The 20032-nt window shown below is 67.9% G+C and carries 11 protein-coding genes; 1 reads left to right on the plus strand and 10 read right to left on the minus strand.

Annotated features, from left to right (window positions below):
- Positions 1 to 10 precede the first annotated feature (10 nt).
- Positions 11 to 1210 (plus strand): exo-alpha-sialidase, encoded by a 1200-nt coding sequence (locus I6B53_RS10660; RefSeq protein ID WP_216764191.1) that lies wholly within the window; start codon positions 11 to 13, stop codon positions 1208 to 1210.
- Between the two features lie 37 nt (positions 1211 to 1247).
- Here the strand turns inward: I6B53_RS10660 and I6B53_RS10665 are convergent, their stop codons facing one another.
- From I6B53_RS10665 to I6B53_RS10710, 10 genes are all read right to left on the minus strand, one after another.
- On the minus strand, positions 1248 to 3134 hold the full coding sequence (locus I6B53_RS10665; RefSeq protein ID WP_216764192.1) for a carbohydrate-binding domain-containing protein: 1887 nt from the start codon (positions 3132 to 3134) through the stop codon (positions 1248 to 1250).
- Positions 3135 to 3162: 28 nt separating this feature from the next.
- The gene (locus I6B53_RS10670) at positions 3163 to 4050 is read right to left on the minus strand and encodes a polyphosphate polymerase domain-containing protein (RefSeq protein WP_253953882.1); all 888 of its coding nucleotides are present in this window, start codon (positions 4048 to 4050) and stop codon (positions 3163 to 3165) included.
- Between the two features lie 4 nt (positions 4051 to 4054).
- Complete coding sequence (locus I6B53_RS10675; RefSeq protein ID WP_216764193.1) at positions 4055 to 4690, minus strand: DUF4956 domain-containing protein; 636 nt, start codon at positions 4688 to 4690, stop codon at positions 4055 to 4057.
- A gap of 32 nt (positions 4691 to 4722) precedes the next feature.
- The gene (locus I6B53_RS10680) at positions 4723 to 4929 is read right to left on the minus strand and encodes a hypothetical protein (protein WP_216764194.1); all 207 of its coding nucleotides are present in this window, start codon (positions 4927 to 4929) and stop codon (positions 4723 to 4725) included.
- A 19-nt stretch (positions 4930 to 4948) separates the two neighbouring features.
- Positions 4949 to 5137 (minus strand): hypothetical protein, encoded by a 189-nt coding sequence (locus I6B53_RS10685; protein WP_216764195.1) that lies wholly within the window; start codon positions 5135 to 5137, stop codon positions 4949 to 4951.
- Positions 5138 to 5329: 192 nt separating this feature from the next.
- Complete coding sequence (locus I6B53_RS10690) at positions 5330 to 6022, minus strand: hypothetical protein (protein WP_216764196.1); 693 nt, start codon at positions 6020 to 6022, stop codon at positions 5330 to 5332.
- A 44-nt stretch (positions 6023 to 6066) separates the two neighbouring features.
- A complete protein-coding gene (locus I6B53_RS11250) occupies positions 6067 to 10764 on the minus strand; it encodes a DUF6531 domain-containing protein (protein ID WP_216764197.1) in 4698 nt (1565 codons plus the stop codon).
- A gap of 742 nt (positions 10765 to 11506) precedes the next feature.
- The gene (locus tag I6B53_RS10700; RefSeq protein ID WP_216764198.1) at positions 11507 to 15829 is read right to left on the minus strand and encodes an FtsK/SpoIIIE domain-containing protein; all 4323 of its coding nucleotides are present in this window, start codon (positions 15827 to 15829) and stop codon (positions 11507 to 11509) included.
- A 54-nt stretch (positions 15830 to 15883) separates the two neighbouring features.
- Positions 15884 to 17215, minus strand: a complete 1332-nt coding sequence (locus tag I6B53_RS10705; protein ID WP_216764199.1) for an ABC transporter substrate-binding protein — start codon at positions 17213 to 17215, stop codon at positions 15884 to 15886.
- The gene (locus tag I6B53_RS10710; RefSeq protein ID WP_216764200.1) at positions 17215 to 19980 is read right to left on the minus strand and encodes a hypothetical protein; all 2766 of its coding nucleotides are present in this window, start codon (positions 19978 to 19980) and stop codon (positions 17215 to 17217) included. Before I6B53_RS10710 ends, I6B53_RS10705 begins: the two co-directional genes overlap by 1 nt.
- Positions 19981 to 20032 lie beyond the last annotated feature (52 nt).

Raw genomic sequence — 20032 nt, forward strand, 5'->3', positions numbered from 1 at the left:
CAATGGACTGGTGCACACCCATGTCCTGGCCACCGCCGGAACACCATTCCCCGGTTCCGCCTTCGAAGCCCCCATCTTCCGCATTCCGGCGCTCACAGTGACCACACGTCGGCGCATCCTGGTGGCCTACGACGTGCGCGAAGATTGGCGAGACCTGCCGGCAGACTTCGACGTTGCCCTGCGTCACAGTGACGACGGCGGCATGTCCTGGTCGGATGCGAGGCCGTTGCGCGCACACAGCCCCGGGCACGGTTTCGGCGACGCGTCGCTGCTCACCGACCCGGCGACCGGCCACGTGCACTGCTGGTACGTGGGTTCCACCGGCGAGTCCTACTTCTCCGCCCGGCCGGATGCGCCGGGCCTGGAGCTGTGGCTGGCGACCTCCACGGACGAGGGCGAGACCTGGACCCACCGGAACCTCAGCCATCTGCGCCCGCCGGGGGTGGCCGGCATGTTCTGCGCCAGCGGCAATGGCGCGGTGTTGGCCGATGGAACACTGCTCCAGCCTTTCGTGGCGCGAATCGGCGGGGCCAATTGGGCGCTGTGCGCGCGTTCGGAGGATCACGGACTCACGTGGACCATGGGCGCGCCGGTCGGCCCGGACTGTGACGAGTGGAAAGTGGTCGGCCTGGCGCCAGCGGGCGTCTCCCGGTCCCGCGCCCTCATGCATGCGCGCGCCACTCCTGCCCGTCGCCAGGCGTTCTCCGACGACGCAGGCGCCACGTTCTCGGCGCCGATGCCCGTGTCCGCGCTGGTCGACCCGGGCTGCAATGGTGGCCTGGTGCGAGTCGGGGACGTGTTGGTGGCCTCCATGTGCGACGACCCTCAGGGGCGGGGGCGCCTGTCCCTGCACGTGTCCGAGGACGAGGGCGTCACGTGGGGTCCTGCGGTCCTCGTCGACCGGGGCGCCGCCGCGTATTCGGTGTTGGCGGCCTTGGACCAACGGACACTGGTGTTGGCCTGGGAGGCCGACAACTACCAGCGGATCGTCGTGGCCACCATCGACCTGGACGAGATCGGCGTGGGTGTGGGCGAGAAGAAGGGCGCCGCCGCACCGAACCTGGTCCCACGCGCAGGAACGCCGGGTTTCGCCCTGCCCCCGGTGGTCAATCCCCGTTCCGGCGAAGCGGATCCGGCGGGATCGTGGTCGACCCGTGAGGCGCTTGCCGTGCCACGCGTTGAGGAAGGAGCCGGGCGGTGGGACCTTTGATCCCACCGCCCGGCCTCCCTGTCTCCGGTCGTTCAGGTCACGGCCGGCCGGGGCCACCGGGCCTGCCTCCTCCGGGACCGCCCATGCCTCCGTGACCGCCCTCGCCCGCGGTGACCTGCGTGGAGCTTCCGTCCACGCTCACCGTGTACGACGACCCGTTGGTGATCTTCGGCGTCGAGACCACCACCGACGCGAACTCCTTCGCCGCGGTGAAGGAGGTGATCTTCGCACCGGAAGCGTCGGTGACGGTCACAGTCGAACCGGCCGAACCGCCGACGGTGGCGGCCACGAAGCCCTGCCCCCCGGTCGCCGGGGTTTCGGCCATGCCGGCCGAGCCGACCGCCACCAGGGTCCCACCGGTGACGGTGATGCCCCCGTTGGAGTCCAACGCTCCGTTGCCGTCATTGGTCGGCCCCCACACGGTGGTCGTGCCGCCGGTGATGGTCAGTGTGCCGTTGGAGTCCAAGCCGTCCCCGCCGGCGTTGACCGTCAGGGTCCCACCGGAGATGGTGACCGACTCACCGGTGTTGTCCATGCCGCCACCACCCGGGCCGCCACCTGGGCCGCCTTGGGTGGCCTGGGTGCTGGTGGTGTCGGCGGCGGCCAGACCCGCCTCGACAGTGGTGGAGCCGGAGCCGTTGATTCCGTCGTCGCTGGCGGTCAAGGACACGGTGCCGGCCGACACGGTGATCAGGCCCGCCTCCAGAGCCTCCACGGACTGCGAGACGGTGACATCCGCGCCGTCCAGGACGGCCGCCACCTCGGCGTGGACCCCGTCATCACCCGAGGCCGCCGTGATGGTGCCCTTCGACAGGCGCAGGGCCCCGTCGGAGTGGATGGCGTCGTCAGCGGCGTCGACCTTCACAGTGGCCCCCTCGACGATGACGTACGTGCCCGCCTTGAGTCCCTTTGCCGAGGACGACGAGTCGCTGGGCGCGCCCGCGGATGCTCCGCCGCCTGCGGAAAGGTCCAATGATCCGCCGGTCAGGATGACGTCGGTGGCTGCGGCGACCGCGTCTCCTTGGGCTGTGACCTTCACGGTCCCGCCGGTGACGTTGACATAGCCCTTCGTGGTGTCCTCACCTGCGCTCTCACCCTCGTCCGACTTCAGGCCGTCGCCGCCGGCCGTGACGTTCACGGTGCCTCCGGCCACCGTCAGCGAGTCCTTGCCGCGCAGGCCGTCGTCGGCGGCGGTGACGGTCAGGGTTCCCGAGGAGATCCACAGGTCGTCGGTGGAGGTGATGCCGTCCGCGCCGTTGCCCTTGACCGTGAGGCTGCCCTGGCCGGTGACGGTCAGGTCCATGTCGGCGTGGATGGCGGCGTTGGCTGCCGCGTCGGCTGTGTAGGTGGACGCGTCGGACACGCTGGAGCTTCCCTCCAGGCAGATCACCAGGTCGTCGGCGGTGCGCGCATCGATGGCGGCGCCCGCAGAGTTCGTGATGGTCGCGTCGGCCAGGATGAGGACCACCACGGCGTCCTCGGGCGCCTCGACGACGACCTGGCCCTGCAGGCTGCCGGTCAGGCGGTACACGCCGCCGGCCGTGATGGTGACGGTGGATCCGTTGACGCCGACCCCTTGGCCTTGGGCGCTGGCGGTGGTGCCGGAAAGGGTGACGGTGGTGGCGCCGGCCGCGTCCCATTCGTCGTCTCCCACCTTCGAGGCGTTCGTGTTGCCCGCCATGGCGTCGGCGGCGGTGGGCGGCGCAGTGGTGTCGCCGATCTGGCGCAGGGACTGGCCGGAGGATTCGTCGGACTGGCTGGTCACGGCCGTGGTCGAGGTCGAGGTCACGGTGGTCGACTGGTCGGCGGGCACGCTCACCGCCGAGTCGGTGCCGGTGCCTGCGGACGAGCAGGCGCCCAGTGCCAGGGCGGCGACGGCAGCCAGAGTGGCAAGCCTGGTGAAGTGCTTCTTCGGCGTGGTCATGTGGGTCTCCTTCAGGAGGGGCGGATGGTCAGAGGGCGGTGGCGTGGGCGAAGTGGCGGGCCAGCGTTCGCGTCCACCTGTTGGCGGGCAGGGTCGGGTCAAGGGCGGCCATGGCGGTGGCGTACTTGGAGATGCGGGTGGGCCGGTGGCCGTGGGCCCACAGCAGGTGGTCCAGGCGTGAGGGGGTCGACCCGGACTTCGTTTCGATGACCACGAGGTCGGGGCACTTGACCCGTGGCACGGCGCGCAGGGCCTCGACTCTTGCCGGCTGGCCGGCGCTGCGGGAGTCCGGTGCTCCGCCCTCGTCCGCCGGGGGCAGACGCACCCATCGCAGGTCCGCGTCCAGGGTGGCCCGGCCGTCCCCGTGGGGCAGCAGCACGGTGGTGCGCGTGTAGGAGCCGACGAGGACGGGCCGCAGGTGCTGCGCCGTTGCCTCGTGTCCCAACGGGGTCAGCTGCTCTTCGACCCAGGCCATGTGGTCGGCGTCCAGCGTGGTGGGGCCGGCCTCCTCGATGGGCAGGGGGATGCGTTCCTTGACGGTGCGTCCGCGGGGCCCGCGGGTCTTGACTTCGAGGAAGGCGATGCCGGAGTCCAGGTAGCTGCGGGTGCGGACCTTGAAGCGGCGGCGCCTGGGGTGGGCGGCCCCGTGGAAACTCACGAGGTCGGGGCTGTCGTGGTAGACGGAGGCGTAGGCCTGTGCCCTTTGCCCGTGGACCTCCAGGACGCGCGTGTCAGGGTCCAGGTGGGACATGATGCGGGGCAGGTCCCGGGCTGACAGCGCGTACTTGCGGTCGATGCGGGTGAGCATGGCGGCGGTGGAGACCAGCTCCTCCAGGCCGACAGTGTCCAGGTCTGCGGGCAGCAGGGACTGGGCGTGGGTGCGGTGACGGGTGCGCTCCATGGTGGCGTTGTCCATGGTCTCAGGCCACTTCCTGGCGGATGCGCCCTGCCCGGTCCAGCGAGATCGGCTGGTCGTCGCCGTGGCGGGCGGCGGGCAGCGTGCGCGTCGATGGGGAACGGAAGTGCACGTCCACCAGGGTCAGGTCGTTGACCAGGTCCAGCTTGAGGACCTTGACTGCGGTGATCCGGGCGCCGAGGTGCTCGGCCAGGGCGGCGCGCAGTTGGTCCTCGTCGGCGATGGCGCGGTCCAGCTGGACCTGCTGGGAGCGGGTGCGGCCCAGCAGCAGCGGCGAGTCCGCCAGGGCGATGACTGTCAGGACCAGTGCGACAAGGCCGAGGACCAGTGGGCTGACGGTGGTGCTCATGCCGGTGATGAGGCCGATGGACAGTGACGCGAAGTAGTAGGCGATCTCGCGTTGGGTGATTTCATCCGATCGCAGGCGGATGATTGACAGGACGCCGAAGAGACCCAGTCCCAGGCCCGCGCTGACGGTGGTTCCCGCCAGCACCATGGCCACTGCCACGACGCCGATGTTCACGCCCAGGAAGGCGGCCACCAGGTCGGCGCGGCGGTGGCGCGGGTAGTACAGGCCCAGGACCAGGATCGCCATTGCGACCAGGTCGACCAGGATCATGAGGGCTGCTGCGGTCGTCATGTGGGGGAACTCCTTCGGAATCGGTGATGGTCCTATTCCGCCGGAGGATCCTGTGGGTGGCCTGTGGTGGGCAGAGAGTGCACCTGTGGGCCGTCGTGGGCGGCGGCGAAGTCGACGACCCGCTGCACGTCCGCCTTCCACACGGGCTTGCCGGGAAGTGGAGGCATGGTGTGCACGGCGACCGGGGTGGGAACGGGCGCGTCCTCGAAGGCAAGGGTGACGGTCCCGAAGGTGGTCACCGGCCCTTCGGCGGTGAGTTCACCCTGCATTGGCTTCGAAGTGCGCGAGGGTTTGCTCCGGGATTCGGATCGGGTAGTGACGAATGTGCTGGTCGGCATCGAGGCGCCAGTACCACACGCCATCGCTCGTGATGACGATGCCGCCGCTGCCCCAACCGAAGCGATCCCTGATCATGTCGTGGCTGGCGCCCATCCGGTCCAGGATCATCGGAGCGGTCTCCAAGTAGTGGGCCGGCTTGCGTCTGGTGTGCTTGTCGTACCCTTGCTCACTCAGGGGCGGAGGACCCGTCTCCCGCCCGGGCCGATCCGTCAACGGCACCAAGGGTCGCAGCCCATCCGTGCGCCCGCCCTTGTTGCCGACATCGGCATTTTGCCTGCTGTCTTCTTCCGGTCTGCTTGATCATGTGGTTGCGGGAGGCTCGGTGGACAGTCCGAGTCTTTGGCGGGCTTGTTCCAGTGTGTAGGAGCACTTCGCCGTGGCCGTGAGATCATTGCTGGCAATCCAGTAGGGCCCGGTGTAGAAGTCCTCCTCCCACGGGCGAAGCCCCACCGCAGCCGCGTAGTCGACCAACATCTGCTGGGTCAAACGCTCGCTCTTGCGCCGACGCCGGTAAGCGGCCTCGTCCTCGAAAGACTGCACAGGCCCACGGGCCTCGAAATACCAATGGCCGGGAGTGTTCTCGATCAGATTCACCGACCGCACGAACCCCAAACGCTTCTCAGGCCCCAGCACGCGGAACTGGCACCCTCCGAGCTGACCCGGCGCCTCCTTCTTCGGACGAATCGAGCAGAAGAAATAGCCCCGAGTCTTCATGATCGTGCCGGCAAGCATCGCAGTCCTTTCACCCACGCCATGCCCGAGAGCATCAGCGTCGAAGATGGCCGTCCACCCCGGCGCCCGGGTCGAGGCCAACAAGATCCGCGGACGATAGCCAATGGTCAACGGCTGCAACTGGAGAAGACACTGCTCCAGGCTGCCCGACACCGGAGCAACCCTGCCCTTCTCCAACGTGGGCAGACGATCAATGAACCCCTGCAACGCCAACGCCACCTCACCAGCAGGCGCATTGAGGAACCCAATCGCACACGTCAACGGCTCCAACCTACCCCCGAAGAGCACCATACTGTCCTTCCTTCCTAGTCGACGATCCACAAATACACGGTCGTGTGCGGGTCATTGGCGAGAATGCGATCCGCGTGCGCAGGCCCACGGGTAGAGGTTGAAGTGTCGATCTCTTCAGCGAATCGCCGCCCGCCGAGCGTGTAGCCGATGTCAGGGCGGTTGATGCCCACGCGCCGCCCGGTCACATCGACCATCTGCTGGTTGACACGGATGTTATCAGCACCTATGGAGCGGAGATAGTCGAGTCGGCGCTGGGCCCACGCATTCTGCGAAGCGCTTCTACTGATCGGACGATCAGTCTCCATAGCAGGAGGAGCATCCGGACTGACCTCAATGTCCTGCGGAAGACGGGCCGCCGATGACGTGGTGCGAACCTCTGCCACCGCTCCCTCGTAGGTTGTCGACGGCATCGGCGGCTCTGGTGTGGGTCTTGCTTTTGCGGGTGATGCGACTGCGTTGAGAGCGTCGTCGGCCCCTTGTTCGGCGACTTCGCTGGTGCCGCGTCGCGCGAGGAGGTCTTTGACGGCTTGGACGCCGGGAATCCTGTTGACCTGGTTGCCCACCCACTTGGTGACGGCCTGTCCTGCGGGGGTTTTGGCCGCCCATTGAAGGCCTTTGCCGATTCCCCAACCTGCGGCGCCGCCGGCTGCGCCGAAGAGGGTGTCTTTGCCGACTTGTCCCCAGTTGATGGGGTAGCCGGAGCAGACTTGGTCGATGATGCTGGCGCCGCCGCCCAGGACGGCGCCGGCGATGATGGCGGCGGCGAATCCTTGCGCGCCGGGTACGAATGCCAGTGCCACGCCGGCCACGATGGCCAAGGCGGTGCCCCATTTCGGGGAGTTGGCTTTGCGGTAGTCGTCGAGTTCTTGGGTGGTGATCGGGCGCAGACCCGAAGGGTCGATCAGGTTGAGGGGGTTGTTTCCGGCGTAGGAGTAGGGGTTGGCCGCCCAGGCGGCGCCGGTGACCGGTGGGAGCGGGTCGGGTGAGAGGAAGGAGCGGCTGGAGGGGTCCATGACGCGCGCGTCGAGCCATTCCATTCCTGCCACGCGTATGGCGCCGGCGGCGCCCAGGGCCAGCGGTTCGCCGAAGTGGGCCTGGGCGTGGGGCGCCAAGTACGGGTCGGTGGGGCTGGTGTCGCGGCCGGGCCGCCAAGTGGGGTCCATCCACCCGTCCGCGGCGGCGGTCATGGGGCCGACGGTGAGCACGCTCTGGTCGCCGACCTGCGCGGGTGTGCCTGTGAGGGTGTCGTAGTAGATGTCCTGGTCGTCCACGCGGGCGAGTTGTCCGAGGGCGTCGACCAGGGTGGTGGTGCGCACCTGGGCGCCGTCCTGGTGGCGGGTGAAGGCGCTTGGACGCCACAGGCCCGTCCACTCGATCCGGGTGCGCTTGCCGTCGGAGTGTTCTTCACCGGTGCGGCGCCCGGAGCGGTCGTAGGTGTAGGTGATGGACTTGTCCTTGGACTTCGCGGTGAGCATCCGCCCCGCGGCGTCGAAGGTGCGGGTCCACTCGGCCCCGTCGACGTGTTCGTCGGTCATGCGTCCGCCGGCATCGAAGGTCCACGTGTTGGTCCCGGAGGGGCCGCTCGCCCGGACCAGTTGCGCGGCGTCGTCGTAGGCGTATTCGGTGCGCGACCCGTCCCGGTCCAGGGCTTGGAGCAGGCCTTGGGGCGTGTATTCCATGCGCGTGGTGTGCGATGCCTGGGGGCTGGTGGTGTGGTGGCTGGTGACGAAGCCGTCCGCGTAGGACCACTGGTGCGTCAGTTGGTCGGTCATGGCCTCGATGAGGCGGCCAACCTGGTCGCGGCGCATGGCCAGGGCAGGCAGGCCCTCCTGTTCGACGCCCACCACCTGGCCGGCTGCGTCCAGCTGGTAGGTGGCGTGGTCCCCGTTGGGGGTGGTTCGGCTGGTCACGTTGCCGTCCGCGTCCCACGTCCACGAGGTCGACGCCGCGCCTTTGTCGTGGCGCAGCAGTAGGCCTCGCGGGTCGTAGGACAGGACGTGTGTGACGGGCCTTGCCGGGTCGCAGAAGTCCTCGATGGTGCGGGTACGGGCCACCGCGTCGCGAGTGGAGCGTTGCACGAGGGCGCCGTCGAGGGTGATGGTGGTGGCGTAGCCGGTCTGGTCGTAGTCGATGTCGATCTGGTGGCCGTCGGGGTCGGTGTTGCGCACCAGACGCCCGGCCGCGTCGTACACGGCGCGGCTGGTGTTGCCCAGCGGGTCGGTGACGCTGGTGCACCGATCCATCGCATCGAAGGTGCGCAGGGTGACGCCACCCATCGGGTCCGTCACGCGCACGGCCCGCCCATTGGGGTCGTACTCGTATGAGCTCACACCCCCGGTGCCGCCGGTGACGGCCACCAATTGGTCGGCCTGGTCGTAACGCAAGCGCCGCACCCCCACATGAGGGTCCTTGGCTTCGACCACACGGCCGGCCTTGTCGTAGACCCACCGGTAGGTGCCCACCCCGGGGGTGTGGCGGGCGGTCACGCGCCCGCACACGTCGTAGCGGGTCCACGCCCTCTCACGGGTGGGCCAGACCTCCTCGACCACGCGCGAGTCCTCGTCGTAGACCAAGGCAGTGCGAAAACCCAGTTCATTGGTCACCCCGGCCAGGCGCCCGCACTGGTCGTAGTCGTAACGCACCGAGGACCCTCCGGGCTTGCGCACGCGCACAGGACGACCCGCCGCGTCGCGTTCGACACGTGTGCGCCCACCGGCCGCATCGACGAACTCCACGGGCCTACCCGCCCGGTCATACGTGGTGGAGGTCTGGGTCCCGTCCGATCCGATGGTGGCAATGGTGCGACCCCAACAGTCCATGCGCACCACGGCACTCGAATGCGCATCCCCCACCCGCACCTGGCGGCCGGCCCCCTCGCGCACCGCCGTGGTACGCGCCCCTGTCGGGTCGACCACGCCGCTGAGGCGCCCCACCTGGTCGTAGTGGCGGGTCCACACCCCACCCGTCGGGTCCACGCTCTGACGCAGGCGCGAAGCCGCGTCATGGGTGAACTCCCACGTGGCGCCATCAGGCAGACGCACTCGCGACACATTTCCCAGATCGTCGAAAGTCTGCTCGACCCTGCGTCCCAACGCGTCCACAGTGGCGCTGAGCTCACCGCCCTCGCCGAACTCCAATGCGGTGCGTGCCCCCAACGGGTTGACGATCGTCTGCAGGCGCCCGCCCGGCGAGTACTCGTAGGTCCACCTGGCCCCGTCAGGGTCGACGCGGGCCCTCAACTGGCCCGCCTCGTCCCACTCGTAGCAGGTGGTGGCCCCCGACGGCATGATGGTGCGCACCACCCTGCCCGCCCCGTCACGCTCCACCCGCGTCACATTTCCTGCCGCATCGCGCGAAGCCACCAAGTCGCCATGGGAGTCGTACTCGAAGGAGACACTCACGCCGGTGGCATCAGTGGCCCGCAACAACAGGCCCCCGTCCCACTCCATGCGGGTCACCCCGCCCTCGCCGTCGACAATCTCGCACGGCTGGCACTGAGCTCCCGCATAGGACAACGAGGTACGCGAAACCTCACGCCCCTCCTCCAAGGCCACCCTGGAGACCAGACGGTCCGCCTCGTCATAGGACAGACGCGTCAACGCCCCACTCGGAGTCATCTCGGCCACCAAGCGCCCACGCGAGTCGAACTCGCGCACCGTGCGCCCACCCTCACCATCGACAGTCATGACCTGGTTGCCCCACCGGTCCCACGACAACCTCGTCGTGTTCCCATCCGTGTCGGTGATGGCCACCACACGGCCACGCTCGTCGGCCACCCACGTGTTGGCCCGCGACCCATCCTCGTCCGACACCGAAGTCACCCGGCCGGGAAGGTAGGCGAAACGCGTCAAACGACCAAAAGGCGAAAGCTGAGTGGACACACGCCCCTGTGAGTCGTACGTGTTACGCGCTTCCACCACGCCATCGGCATCAATCACCGCAGTGACGAGCCCCTGCTCACCCCACTCGTAACGGCGGGTGCCGGCCGGCCCACTGGCCGCCACCAAACGCCCACCCTCATAGGAGTACTCCACGCGACGCCCGTCATCACCGGCCACCGCGCGAATCAAGTCACCTTCCCACTCCACGCCGATCTCACGACCGCGCACGTGACGCACACGCACCAGGCGCCCACCCTCATGATCAAAGAAGATGGTCGCGCCCTCGCCCACCGTGAACAAGGTCGGACAGCCATCGGAAGAAAACTCCCACCGCGCGCCCGCATTGTTCGACACCACGAAGCCCTCACCCGTGGCCTCAAGCCAGAAATTCTCGTGCTCGGCACGGTCGAACCCGTCCCCCATCCTGGGGAAAACCACCTCACGCCCATCGACCTGCGTCCACGTGGCACCCTCATCCGACACCCGCAGGCCCGCGCCATCGAAAGACGCCCACCCCGGCCCGTGACCACCCACCTTCCCGCTGAGCGAGGAGTACGAGCGCGCCCACCCCAACAGGCCCACGCCACCCTCGAAACGCAGATCCTCCTCATTCTCCACAAAATTGCCGGTCGCGGTGTTCACCGGATCATTGCTGTACCCCGACGTCGGAGGATTGCCAATCGCCTGAACCGCCGGAACCTCCAACTCCGGACGCTGCTCACTGACCCCATTGGCGGCCAACGCCGCAGCAATCGACGAATTCGCCACCGTCGACACCTGACCCGAACCGCCGGCAGCCTCGAACGCCGAAGCCACCACGTCCAGACGCACACAATCATTCTCGTTCGACGTCAAATAGTTCGAAAACGCCTGGATGACCCCGTCCGCACCCAACTGCCCCCACTTGCACTTCGCACGGAAATCACCCAACAGAGTCGTCAACGTCGTCGGCGTCGGCGAAACCCCGGTGTTCGACTCACGCTCCTCCGACGTGAAACTCCGCAAATCATCAGGATTGGCCGAACTCACATCCCGCCCACTGGTGCCCTCAAAAGACTTGCGCTCCTCCCGAACGGGAGCATCATAGGTCTTGTCCATCTGAGGAATCGGATCCGCCTTCGGAGGATTCGCATCACCATGGAACAGATGCAGAAAGTCAATCGACTCCCCAAACTTCTCCCAGTCCGAACGCGCATCCCTCTTCCGCTTCCACTCGCGAGCCGCGTTGATGCGCGCCTGCTCGGCCCGCGCATCCGCCTCCAAATCACGCACACCCTGAGCCACATTGCGCAATGCCTGCGCCAGGGCCGCCGCATCCCCATTCGCGGTCCCGACATTGTACGCCCACAACTCCGCGTAATAGCCCGAAAAATGAGTCCCGTACGTCGTCTTGCGAGTGTTCCTGGGCGCCACCTGCCCCTCAACCGAAGTCGCGGCAGAATCCAACTTCGACGCCAAATCCGAACTGACATCGAAATCCCACACCACATCAGCGGACGCGTGCAGATCATCCAAACTCATGTCACCCATCGGAGGACTCCTCACCATTCGACGTCCATGACACCCTCACAGGCTAGGCGCGTCCTCCAGAATTTGCAGCACCAGATGGTGGCCACTGCGTCCTGTCCGATGGCACGGCCATTTGCAGCAGGTGCGCCGACCCGTTCAGACACAGGTATCCGCGTCCCACCGTCATCGCCACGGGCGAGCGACGGGGGATCCTGGCCGAGAGCAGATCGGAGTCCATGTCGATGTTCGGCTGCAGCACCACTCCGCAGCGCGACCTGCGCAGCGTCTTCGTCCAGTGGCTGTACAGGCCCCGGATGTCGTCATTGCGGCCCGCGGCCGCCACGCGCACATTCGCGGGTGCTGCGGAGACCAGATTGCCCAAGGATCCGTCGGAGTCGGCGATCCTCTCCGCGTCGTCGACCAGCAGCAGCACCGGCTCCGTCTGCAGAAGCAATGCAGCCAGCAGCGCCGGGACGTCGGCCTCGTCGGTGACCACACGGTCCAGGTCGGCCCCGGCCAGCGGGGAACGTCGGTTGCACACGGCCCACACGAGGGGACGCCCAGCACCGTCCTCGCCCTCGCAGGAGCGGACGGCCTGGGCCAAGGTGAGCAGCCCCGTGGACTTTCCACACCTGGGCGGTCCGGCGATCAGGATGTGTTCGCCCTCGTAGGACTCCAGCCACGCCGGACCCAGGTCGGCCTCGGCCACACCGATGGGAAGACGCCACAGGTCCGCGCCCACCTGGGCGCGCGCAGGCAGGTCCGCCAGAACCATGTTGCTGGGCAGTGAACCGATGACATCGGCCTTCGCCTCGACTCCAGCCCAGACGTGGTCACGTACCCACGCGACTGCCTCCTCCATCGGGCAGCCGGGGGTGGCCACATGTGTCTGCAACTTCGTCAGACAGACGACCGTGCGTCCGGGCACCGGCGAGGGTGCCTGCTCGGGACGCAGGCCACCGAAGGCGTAGTCGTAGCGGTCAGCCAGTTGGAACAGCATCTTCTGTTCGGTGACCTCGGCAACCTGCGAGGGGACGACCTTCACGCGGGAGGTCGCCACCGCGAAGTGGATGCCGACGTCCGGACCGTCCTGGTACGCGCGGTAAAAGAGGTCCAGCAGCTCCATGCCCTCGGAGTCGTTGTACTCGTCACGTAGGGATGCCAAGCCGTCGACCAGGACGATCATGCGGCGCCTGCGGCTCGGGTCCGCCCGCCTTGCGTCAAGCTCCGAGCGGAGGTACTTGACGAGGCGCACGCGTTTCTCGTTGTCGCCCGGGCCGGTGCCCGTGTATCCGACACATTGCGGCAACTGGGCCAAAGGACGCAGCTCATTGGACCCCATGTCCAGGATCAGCAGGTCCAGGTCCTCAGGGCTCTGGTTGACGGCGGCGGCCAGGGCGATCGACGCCAACGTGGTGGTGGTCCCGTACCCCGGGGTGCCCGCAACCAGCAGGTTCCCTTCTTCAACCGCCCAGCCGGCGGGAATCTGGCGCTGGCGGTCCGGGTCGTCGGAAATGGCGAAGTGCAGGCGGCTCCCGTCGAAGGCACCGACCTCGGGCACCCGGGAGTCCTCCCCTTCCTCAGGTGGACGGGGGAATCCGGAAAGGTGCACGCGTTCGCCCAGGGCCTCGGGCCACACGGGCCTTGGCGCAGCGACACCGGCCTTGTCGTTGGCGGCGACGATCGCATCGATGAGGACGTCCAGGTCGGTCTCGGCCTCATCGGCACGCTGGACGGGTTTGGGCGCCATGTGGGGCACCCCCACACCGCCGGTCATCGTCACCGGCTGGGTCACTTCGGACTCGACCACTCCGGTCACCAGGGCCGTCTGAACCGCCGTGATGTCATCCTGACCCAGCTTCACGTAGGCCCGACCCCTTTGGATGCGGCTGATCGCGGCGGCGTCGGGCACACCGATGACGCTGGCGGAGTCCTCACGCGACTGCACACGCAGGGCCACCCGCAGGTTGGTGTTGGCCAGAATGTCCTCGTTGACGACACCCGCCGGGCGCTGGGTGGCAAGGATCATGTGGACGCCCAGGGTTCGTCCCACTGCGGCAACACTGACCAGGGAGGACAGGACGTCCGGGTACTCCTTGGCCAACATGGCGAACTCGTCGACGACCAACAGCAGGCGCGGCAGGGGCTCGGGCGGGTCGGTCGCCAAGTAGGCGTCAAGGTTGTCCACGCCCTCACCTGCGGAGGCGAAAAGGCGCTGGCGATAGTTCATCTCCGCCTCGAGGGCGCGCAGGGCCCGGTCGGCCAACTGGGCGTCCAGGTTGGACACGGTGCCGATCGTGTGGGGCAAGCGCTCACAGGTCTTGAAGGCGGCACCGCCCTTGAAGTCGATGAGGATGAAGGTGAGTTTCTCGGGTGAGTTGCGGGCCGCCAGGCCCGCCACCAGGGTCCGCAGGAACTCGGACTTGCCCGAACCCGTGGTGCCGCCGACCAGGCCGTGGGGCCCGTCACGCACCAGGTCCAGTGAGTATGCGCCGTTGGACCCGATTCCCACCGGGGCGCTGACACCCTTGGAGGACCACAGCCCAAGGATCTCCTCAGCGTCGACCTTTTCCAACCCCAGCAGGGGGTTCATGCGGACCAGGGACGGCAGGCCCGCCCCGGCGATGGAGAGTTCCGGGTCCTCGAAACGTGCCAAGTCCTTGGCGGACTCGCGGGCGTGTTCCACCCCCAGGCCCATTGGCGTGAAGGACTCCACGCGGCTGCGCCGACCCGGCCAGTGCAGGGTGGCCGAAGAGTTCTGACCGATCTCGATGACGGCCGAACAGGCCGCCGGAAGAGCCTGCGTGGACTGGGCCAGGACGATGGCACTGACCCGTCGGGGCAGGCGATCGGAGTCCGTGCGCGCCGAACGACCGTGGCCGATGAGTTCACGGGCGGGCGCGTCCCGGCCTTCGAGCAGCACATCGGAGTCGATGACCAACAACGTCGCGGGCGTGGGAGAGCCTTCGATCGAGTCGCGCATGGAACGCAGCATCTGTTCGGAAGCCTTCCGCTCCCCGCAGTACCAGCGTGAGGACGCCTCGCCGTTGGCCATGCGGGTGTGAGGCAGCCACGTCGCCCAGTCCCACATGGGTTCACGGCCCTTGTCGTGGAAGACACCGATGGTCAGGTCCGCCGGTCCGCAGTGGACCGCCGCCTGCAGCAGAAGGGAACGGGCCAGGGCGGTGGTGGCCTCGTGGGTGCCCACGATGCCGATCACACCCGCGTCGGTGAGGTCCACCTGGACAGGCGCGTCCTTGACGAGGGCGGCCTCGACGATCTTCTCGACCTCGCCCTCCAGGCGCCCGGAACTGAGAGTGTCCACCTCCGGCTTCCACGGGACGTCCCCGATGCCTGCGCTCAGGACCAGGAATTCCGGCTCTTTGGCGCGACGCTGCCACAGGGTGGTGGCGGGAACCGCCGCCCTGCGGCGCACCAGGTCCACGTCAGGACTCACCCATGAGCGAAGTGCCCTCTCGCGGGCCCCCTGGGTGAGGATGTCCTCCTTGAGGGTCTCGATGTCCTTGGCGTATTTCTCGTCGGACTCGCGGGTCTCCTTGCGGTGGCGACGACGCTGCTCGAACCATGTGAACACGGCCAGAATCGGGCTCAGTGCGGAGATCATGGCGTAACGCAGGTCGCCCATCATGATCATCATGCCGCCGGCCATGATGATCGGGCCGATGACCATTGCCAGTGAGAAGGGCGCCCGTTTGCTCACCGTCTGCTTCGTGGGCGGCTTGACCTTTTCGGGCGCCTCGGGGCTGCTGGGTCTTGGTGGGCGGTTGAAGGGCACTGTCCCGGCCGGGGTCACATTGTGCAGGCTGCCGGGCCGTGGGGCCGCGGGCTCACCCAGGTCCTTGCGGATCTGCAGGATGGAGGATCCGATGCGCATTGTGGCGTCGTCGCGCACGGTGGTGCCCTCGTCGGTGAGTTCCTGACCGTCGACGCGGGTGCCGTTGGTGGAGCCAAGGTCGCGCACCAGCAGTGTGTCCTCGTCCACCTTCGCATCGGCGTGCGCCCACGAGGCTGCGGCGGAATGGATGCGGATGGTGGACATGGGGGCGCGTCCCAGAGTGGCGATGGTGCCGGGAGTGAGGATCGACGTCCCGTGGACGCCCTCGAGGCAGATCTCGGTGACCGCCCACCCGGGAAGGGGCATGGGCACCGGACGCGGAGAAGCCGACAGGGTGGAGCCTTCGAGCAGCAGGACGTTGCCGAGTCTTTCCGTGACCGGGTGCTGCCGGTCGTCGACCCACACGAGGGCCTCGGGGCCGGGCCGATGACCCAGGGCCTGTTCGAGCAGATCCGCGAGGGTGGCCGCCTCGGTGTGGGATGTGAGGTCCACCCGGCGGACGGTGCCGTCAAGTTCGACGCTCAGGCGCATTGGTGCCCTCCCTTCGGGACGGGCCGTTGCCCGCCCTGGGGTGGATGGAAGCGGTCAGGATGTGGGCTCGCCGAACCACTGGAGGCTCAGCGCATCGGGTTTTGCCACCTCCGGGCGCAGGCCCACGTCCTGGGTGGTGGAGAAGAGCGTGCTCAGCGCCGCATCCGGCACTCCCGTCGACGAGGTGAAGGACAGGCCCGGTGTGACGATCCCGTCGGCATGCGACAGTTTCAGGGAGCGCAGGGCGTCGGCGACCTTGGCGGGTTCAGCGGACTTCGCTTTGGCGGCCGCCCGCACGAGGGCGACCACCGCGTCATGCGCACCCGGGTGGGCGTGGGCGGCTGCCGTCTGTGCGAAGGGGTCCTTCGCAGCCAGGTCGACGGTGGCGGGGTCCTGGGCGCTGCGGCGCACGCCGGCCAGGAATGCGGACATGGCCTCTCCCTGCGGTCCGGGCACCAGTGCGGTGGAGTCGGACAGGAGCAGTCCCATGCTGGTCAGAGTCTGGGACGGGCTGGCCTTCTGGGCGACGAGGGCGTCGGCGAAGCGCGGCGAGATCGCCTCCGGCGTGACGAAGACGGGGGTCTGGACGCCGGAGGCCTGGACTGCGAGGACTCCTCGGGCCAGGTCGTCGGCCGGCCCGCTGACGACCACCGCGCCCGCGCCCGTGTTTTCGACCGCCTGTGCGAGGGCGTCCTTGACGGTCAAGGGGTCCGCCCCCACGCCCAGTTGGACGGTTTCGGCGGGAGCGGGCTCGTAGCGCGAACCTCCACCCACGTCGAGCAGCACGTGGCCGGAGACTCGCGCACTGCGCAGCGCTGCGGAGAAGGCTTTCGAGTACTGCGTGTCGTCGGGGCCGGTCAGCCACGTGGTCTGCGGCGCCTGCTGAACACGTGCGGGGTCGGAGTCGTAGGGCAGCAGGACGGGAAGTTTCAGCTCACCGGCCCTGGCCAACGCCTGGTCCATGTGTGCGCCGGAACTCGCCACGACAATGCCGGCGACCCCCTTTGCCGCAAGGTCCTCCACGGCGGCGACAGCGCCTTCGACGGTTCCGCGGTCATCAACGCTCAACAGGGTCACATCGGTGCCGCCTGCGGCGAAGCGTTCGGCGGCCACGCGGGCGCCCTCGGCGAACCCCGCCCACTCGACACCCTGCCCGGGGTTCGAAGTCAAGGTGACCAGCACTCCGATGCGCAAGCCCTCCGGGGCGCCCGCCGCGTGGAGTTCGACGGGCAGGGACACTGCTGCGGGCGCCGACGGCGGAGCATCCTGGGACTGACCGGACATGGCGCCGGACTGCCCACCTCGCAGGGCGTCCGGCGTGCACCCGGTCAGGACCATTGCGGCTGCGGCCAAGGACGCCAGGGCGAAGGACAGGCCGCGTCGCATCACTTGGCACCTCCGACCGTGTAGGTGAAGATCGTCGTCACCTGGTCAGTGGTGGCGGGCATGTGGAATGGTTGGGCTGCGGCCAGCGCCCGCAGGCTCGCCTGAATCTGGGCGCGCTGGAAAATGGCTGCCGTGGCGTCCTTGGAGCGCACGTTCGCAAAACCTTGGTTGGTCTGCTCGGCCAGCGCCAGCTGGTAGGTGGCGTTGGAGGCCAGTGCCGCACTGGTGCGCACCGAACCGAGGAAGCCCGTTCCCCCGTTCTGGGTGGGGGTGCCCAGGTCGGCCAACAGGCGGGACATGTCGGTGCCGAGCAGCACCCTGGCCCCTTCGACGTCGCGGGTGGCGCGTGAGGTGGCGCCTTCGACGGACTTGGCTGCCGACGAGGTCAGCTGTCCCAATCCCGTACGTGTGGCGTCCTGTTGGGCGGCCAACTGGTTCTGCTGCTTGACAATGAGGTCACGCGTCAGTGACGTGGCACTGTCACCCTGTCCACGCACACCGTTGGCGGCCGCCGACATGAGGGAATCGACCTCGACTGCGGCCACGACGGTGGTTCCGGTGATTCGGCGAACCTCGGAGTTGATGGCCCCCGAGGTCTGCTGGTCGAGTTCGGCACTGGCGTCACGAGCCACGCCCAGGACCTGCTCACGGACCGTGGAGTGCAAGTCCTTGAGTTGCCCCACCTGAGTGTCGAAGTCACTCGTCGCCTGTGAGAGGTTCGCCAGTTGACCGCGCAGGTCGGCGATCGCCATTCGCAGGGCGGTGTCGTCACCGGCCTTGACCGACAGAGTCTGTTTGAGGGCGGTGACCTTCTGGACCAAGGAGTCCACCGCCGAGCGGGTCTCGCTCAGGCGAGCGGCGAATGAGCCCCCCTGATCGGGGTCAGTGGCCACCAGGATGGAGGAGAGGTTCTGGTCCTGGGTGGCCAGCAGGTCGGGTACACGAACCTGCCCGGGCATCTGCCCGGGTGTGGAGCCCCATGTCGAGCACCCCTCGGAGGCGATGTGCCCGCGAGCCTTCTCCAACGCCTGCCGCACCTGATCCACGCTGGTCTGGTCGGCCCCGCTCTGGGCGAGTTCCAGAAGGTTCGCGGCGCACAGATCCTGGTCCATGGCAGCGATCTGCGCCTTGACGTCCTCCGTGGACTGACGCGCTCCCGAGGCCGACTGGCGGATGCCGGCGACTTCGTCGAGTCTCGCGTCGAGATTCGCGTGCAGGGCGTTGAGGTCGGCGATCAGGCCGTCAAGAGTGACCGTGTTGTCGGCCCCGGAAACCTGGAGGTCGGCTGCGCTGGCTTTGGCCCGGGCCACCAGTGCGCTGACCTCACCTCCGGCGGATTGGACGGAGTCGACGATCTGCGGCTGCAGGACGACCAACTTCTTGTCGGTGTCCGCCACCATTTTCTGGCCGGTGGAGACGATGCTGCTGCGAAGTTCGCGCATCTTGCACGTCGTGGATGCGCTGTTGGCGCAGGTCTTGTCATCGGGATTGTCGGGCCCCAAGGAGGACAGCATCTGGGTGACGATGGCCTGACGGCACAGGTCCGTCGTTCCCGCGTAGGCATGAAGGTAGGCGGTCAGGTCGGAGATGCCTTCGTAGACGGAGGTCGGGCCCTGTCCCTCGGGGCGGGCATTCTTGTCGACACTGGCCGCACACCCTTGGCCGGTGATCGCGGGGGGCTTGACCTGTCGGCTGGTGTCGCCGAAGGTGGCCGCGACCGAGTTGATGCTGTCCACCAGCATGGAGACGGTGCTGGATTCACTGCTGCTCAGCGAGTTCGACAGCATCTGCGACAGGGCGGCAATGGTGGTGCCGGTCGATGTCATGGTCTCGGAGAGGCTCTTGGAGGAGGCGGTGAGGTCGCGCAGAGTGGTCGTCCCCAGGGTCTGTGAGGAATTGTCCAAGTCGTCCTTGACCTTCGTGACGATCTCCGACGCCTTGGTCACATTCGCATTGACCTCGTTGATGACTTCGATCGTGGCAGCGGTCAGTTGCGCTTCGGAGACGGGAGCGCCCGGGGTGAGTGCTGCAGTGATCGCCTTCGACGAAGGATCGGTGACGTAGCCGCGCTGGATCGCCAGATCGAACTGGGGAACCTTGAAATCCTCGGCCTGCACGACCAGGCGAAGCCGGGTGCTGGCGCCCATGCGAGGTGGAGCAAGGACGGTGGCCCACTGGACGACGGCCTTGCCTTCGGGGTCCTTGGACAGGACGCCATTGGTCACGGCGGAGGGGTCGGGGCCGGCGGTGACCACGGTGTTCGGCGAGGCGTCCAGGGCGGTCGAGGCGACGATGGTCAAAGGGACTCCGACCAGCGCCATCTCGCGGCGCGCGCTTCCGGCCACGTCATAGACGACCTCCTGCGGTCGCACTGTGAGGTTCTCGACGGTCAGGTCGATCGTCACCGGTCCGGTGACCCCCGTCAGGTCATTGAGATCGGTCCCGGCCTTGTCCTCGGTCTTCCATGAGGTGCGCACACGCACCGGCAGATCCTTGGCAACCTCGGAAGGCGCGTAGGTGGTGGGGGCAGGTACTGCGCCCTCGACCCCTACGGTCAACGTCGTCCCCTCGATCGAGGCCACTGCCCCATCCGTGCCCATCTTGACGTCCACCGTCTGCAGGACCGAGGATTCTGCGGCGCCGGCGGGAACGCCGCCGAAGAGGGGCACCATGAGCACCGCACATGCGAGAGCACCCCACCTCAGTCGAGCGGCACGCCCAATGCGCTGGTCCCGGGTGGCGTTCAGCGTGGTTGACTCGCTCACCGTTTCTCCTTCCGGTTGCGCGCAGGCCAGTGCGGTGGCCCAACTGGCCACC

It is taken from the genome of Schaalia sp. 19OD2882 (genome assembly GCF_018986735.1).
Lineage (GTDB): Bacteria > Actinomycetota > Actinomycetes > Actinomycetales > Actinomycetaceae > Pauljensenia.

What these genes read in the sequence shown, in the direction of transcription:
- I6B53_RS10665 (WP_216764192.1), bottom strand. Translation starts at nt 3,134, where the DNA reads ATGACCACGCCGAAGAAGCACTTCACCAGGCTTGCCACTCTGGCTGCC.
- I6B53_RS10705 (WP_216764199.1), bottom strand. Translation starts at nt 17,215, where the DNA reads ATGCGACGCGGCCTGTCCTTCGCCCTGGCGTCCTTGGCCGCAGCCGCA.
- I6B53_RS10700 (WP_216764198.1), bottom strand. Translation starts at nt 15,829, where the DNA reads ATGCGCCTGAGCGTCGAACTTGACGGCACCGTCCGCCGGGTGGACCTC.
- I6B53_RS10685 (WP_216764195.1), bottom strand. Translation starts at nt 5,137, where the DNA reads ATGATCCTGGACCGGATGGGCGCCAGCCACGACATGATCAGGGATCGC.
- I6B53_RS10675 (WP_216764193.1), bottom strand. Translation starts at nt 4,690, where the DNA reads ATGACGACCGCAGCAGCCCTCATGATCCTGGTCGACCTGGTCGCAATG.
- I6B53_RS10670 (WP_253953882.1), bottom strand. Translation starts at nt 4,050, where the DNA reads ATGGACAACGCCACCATGGAGCGCACCCGTCACCGCACCCACGCCCAG.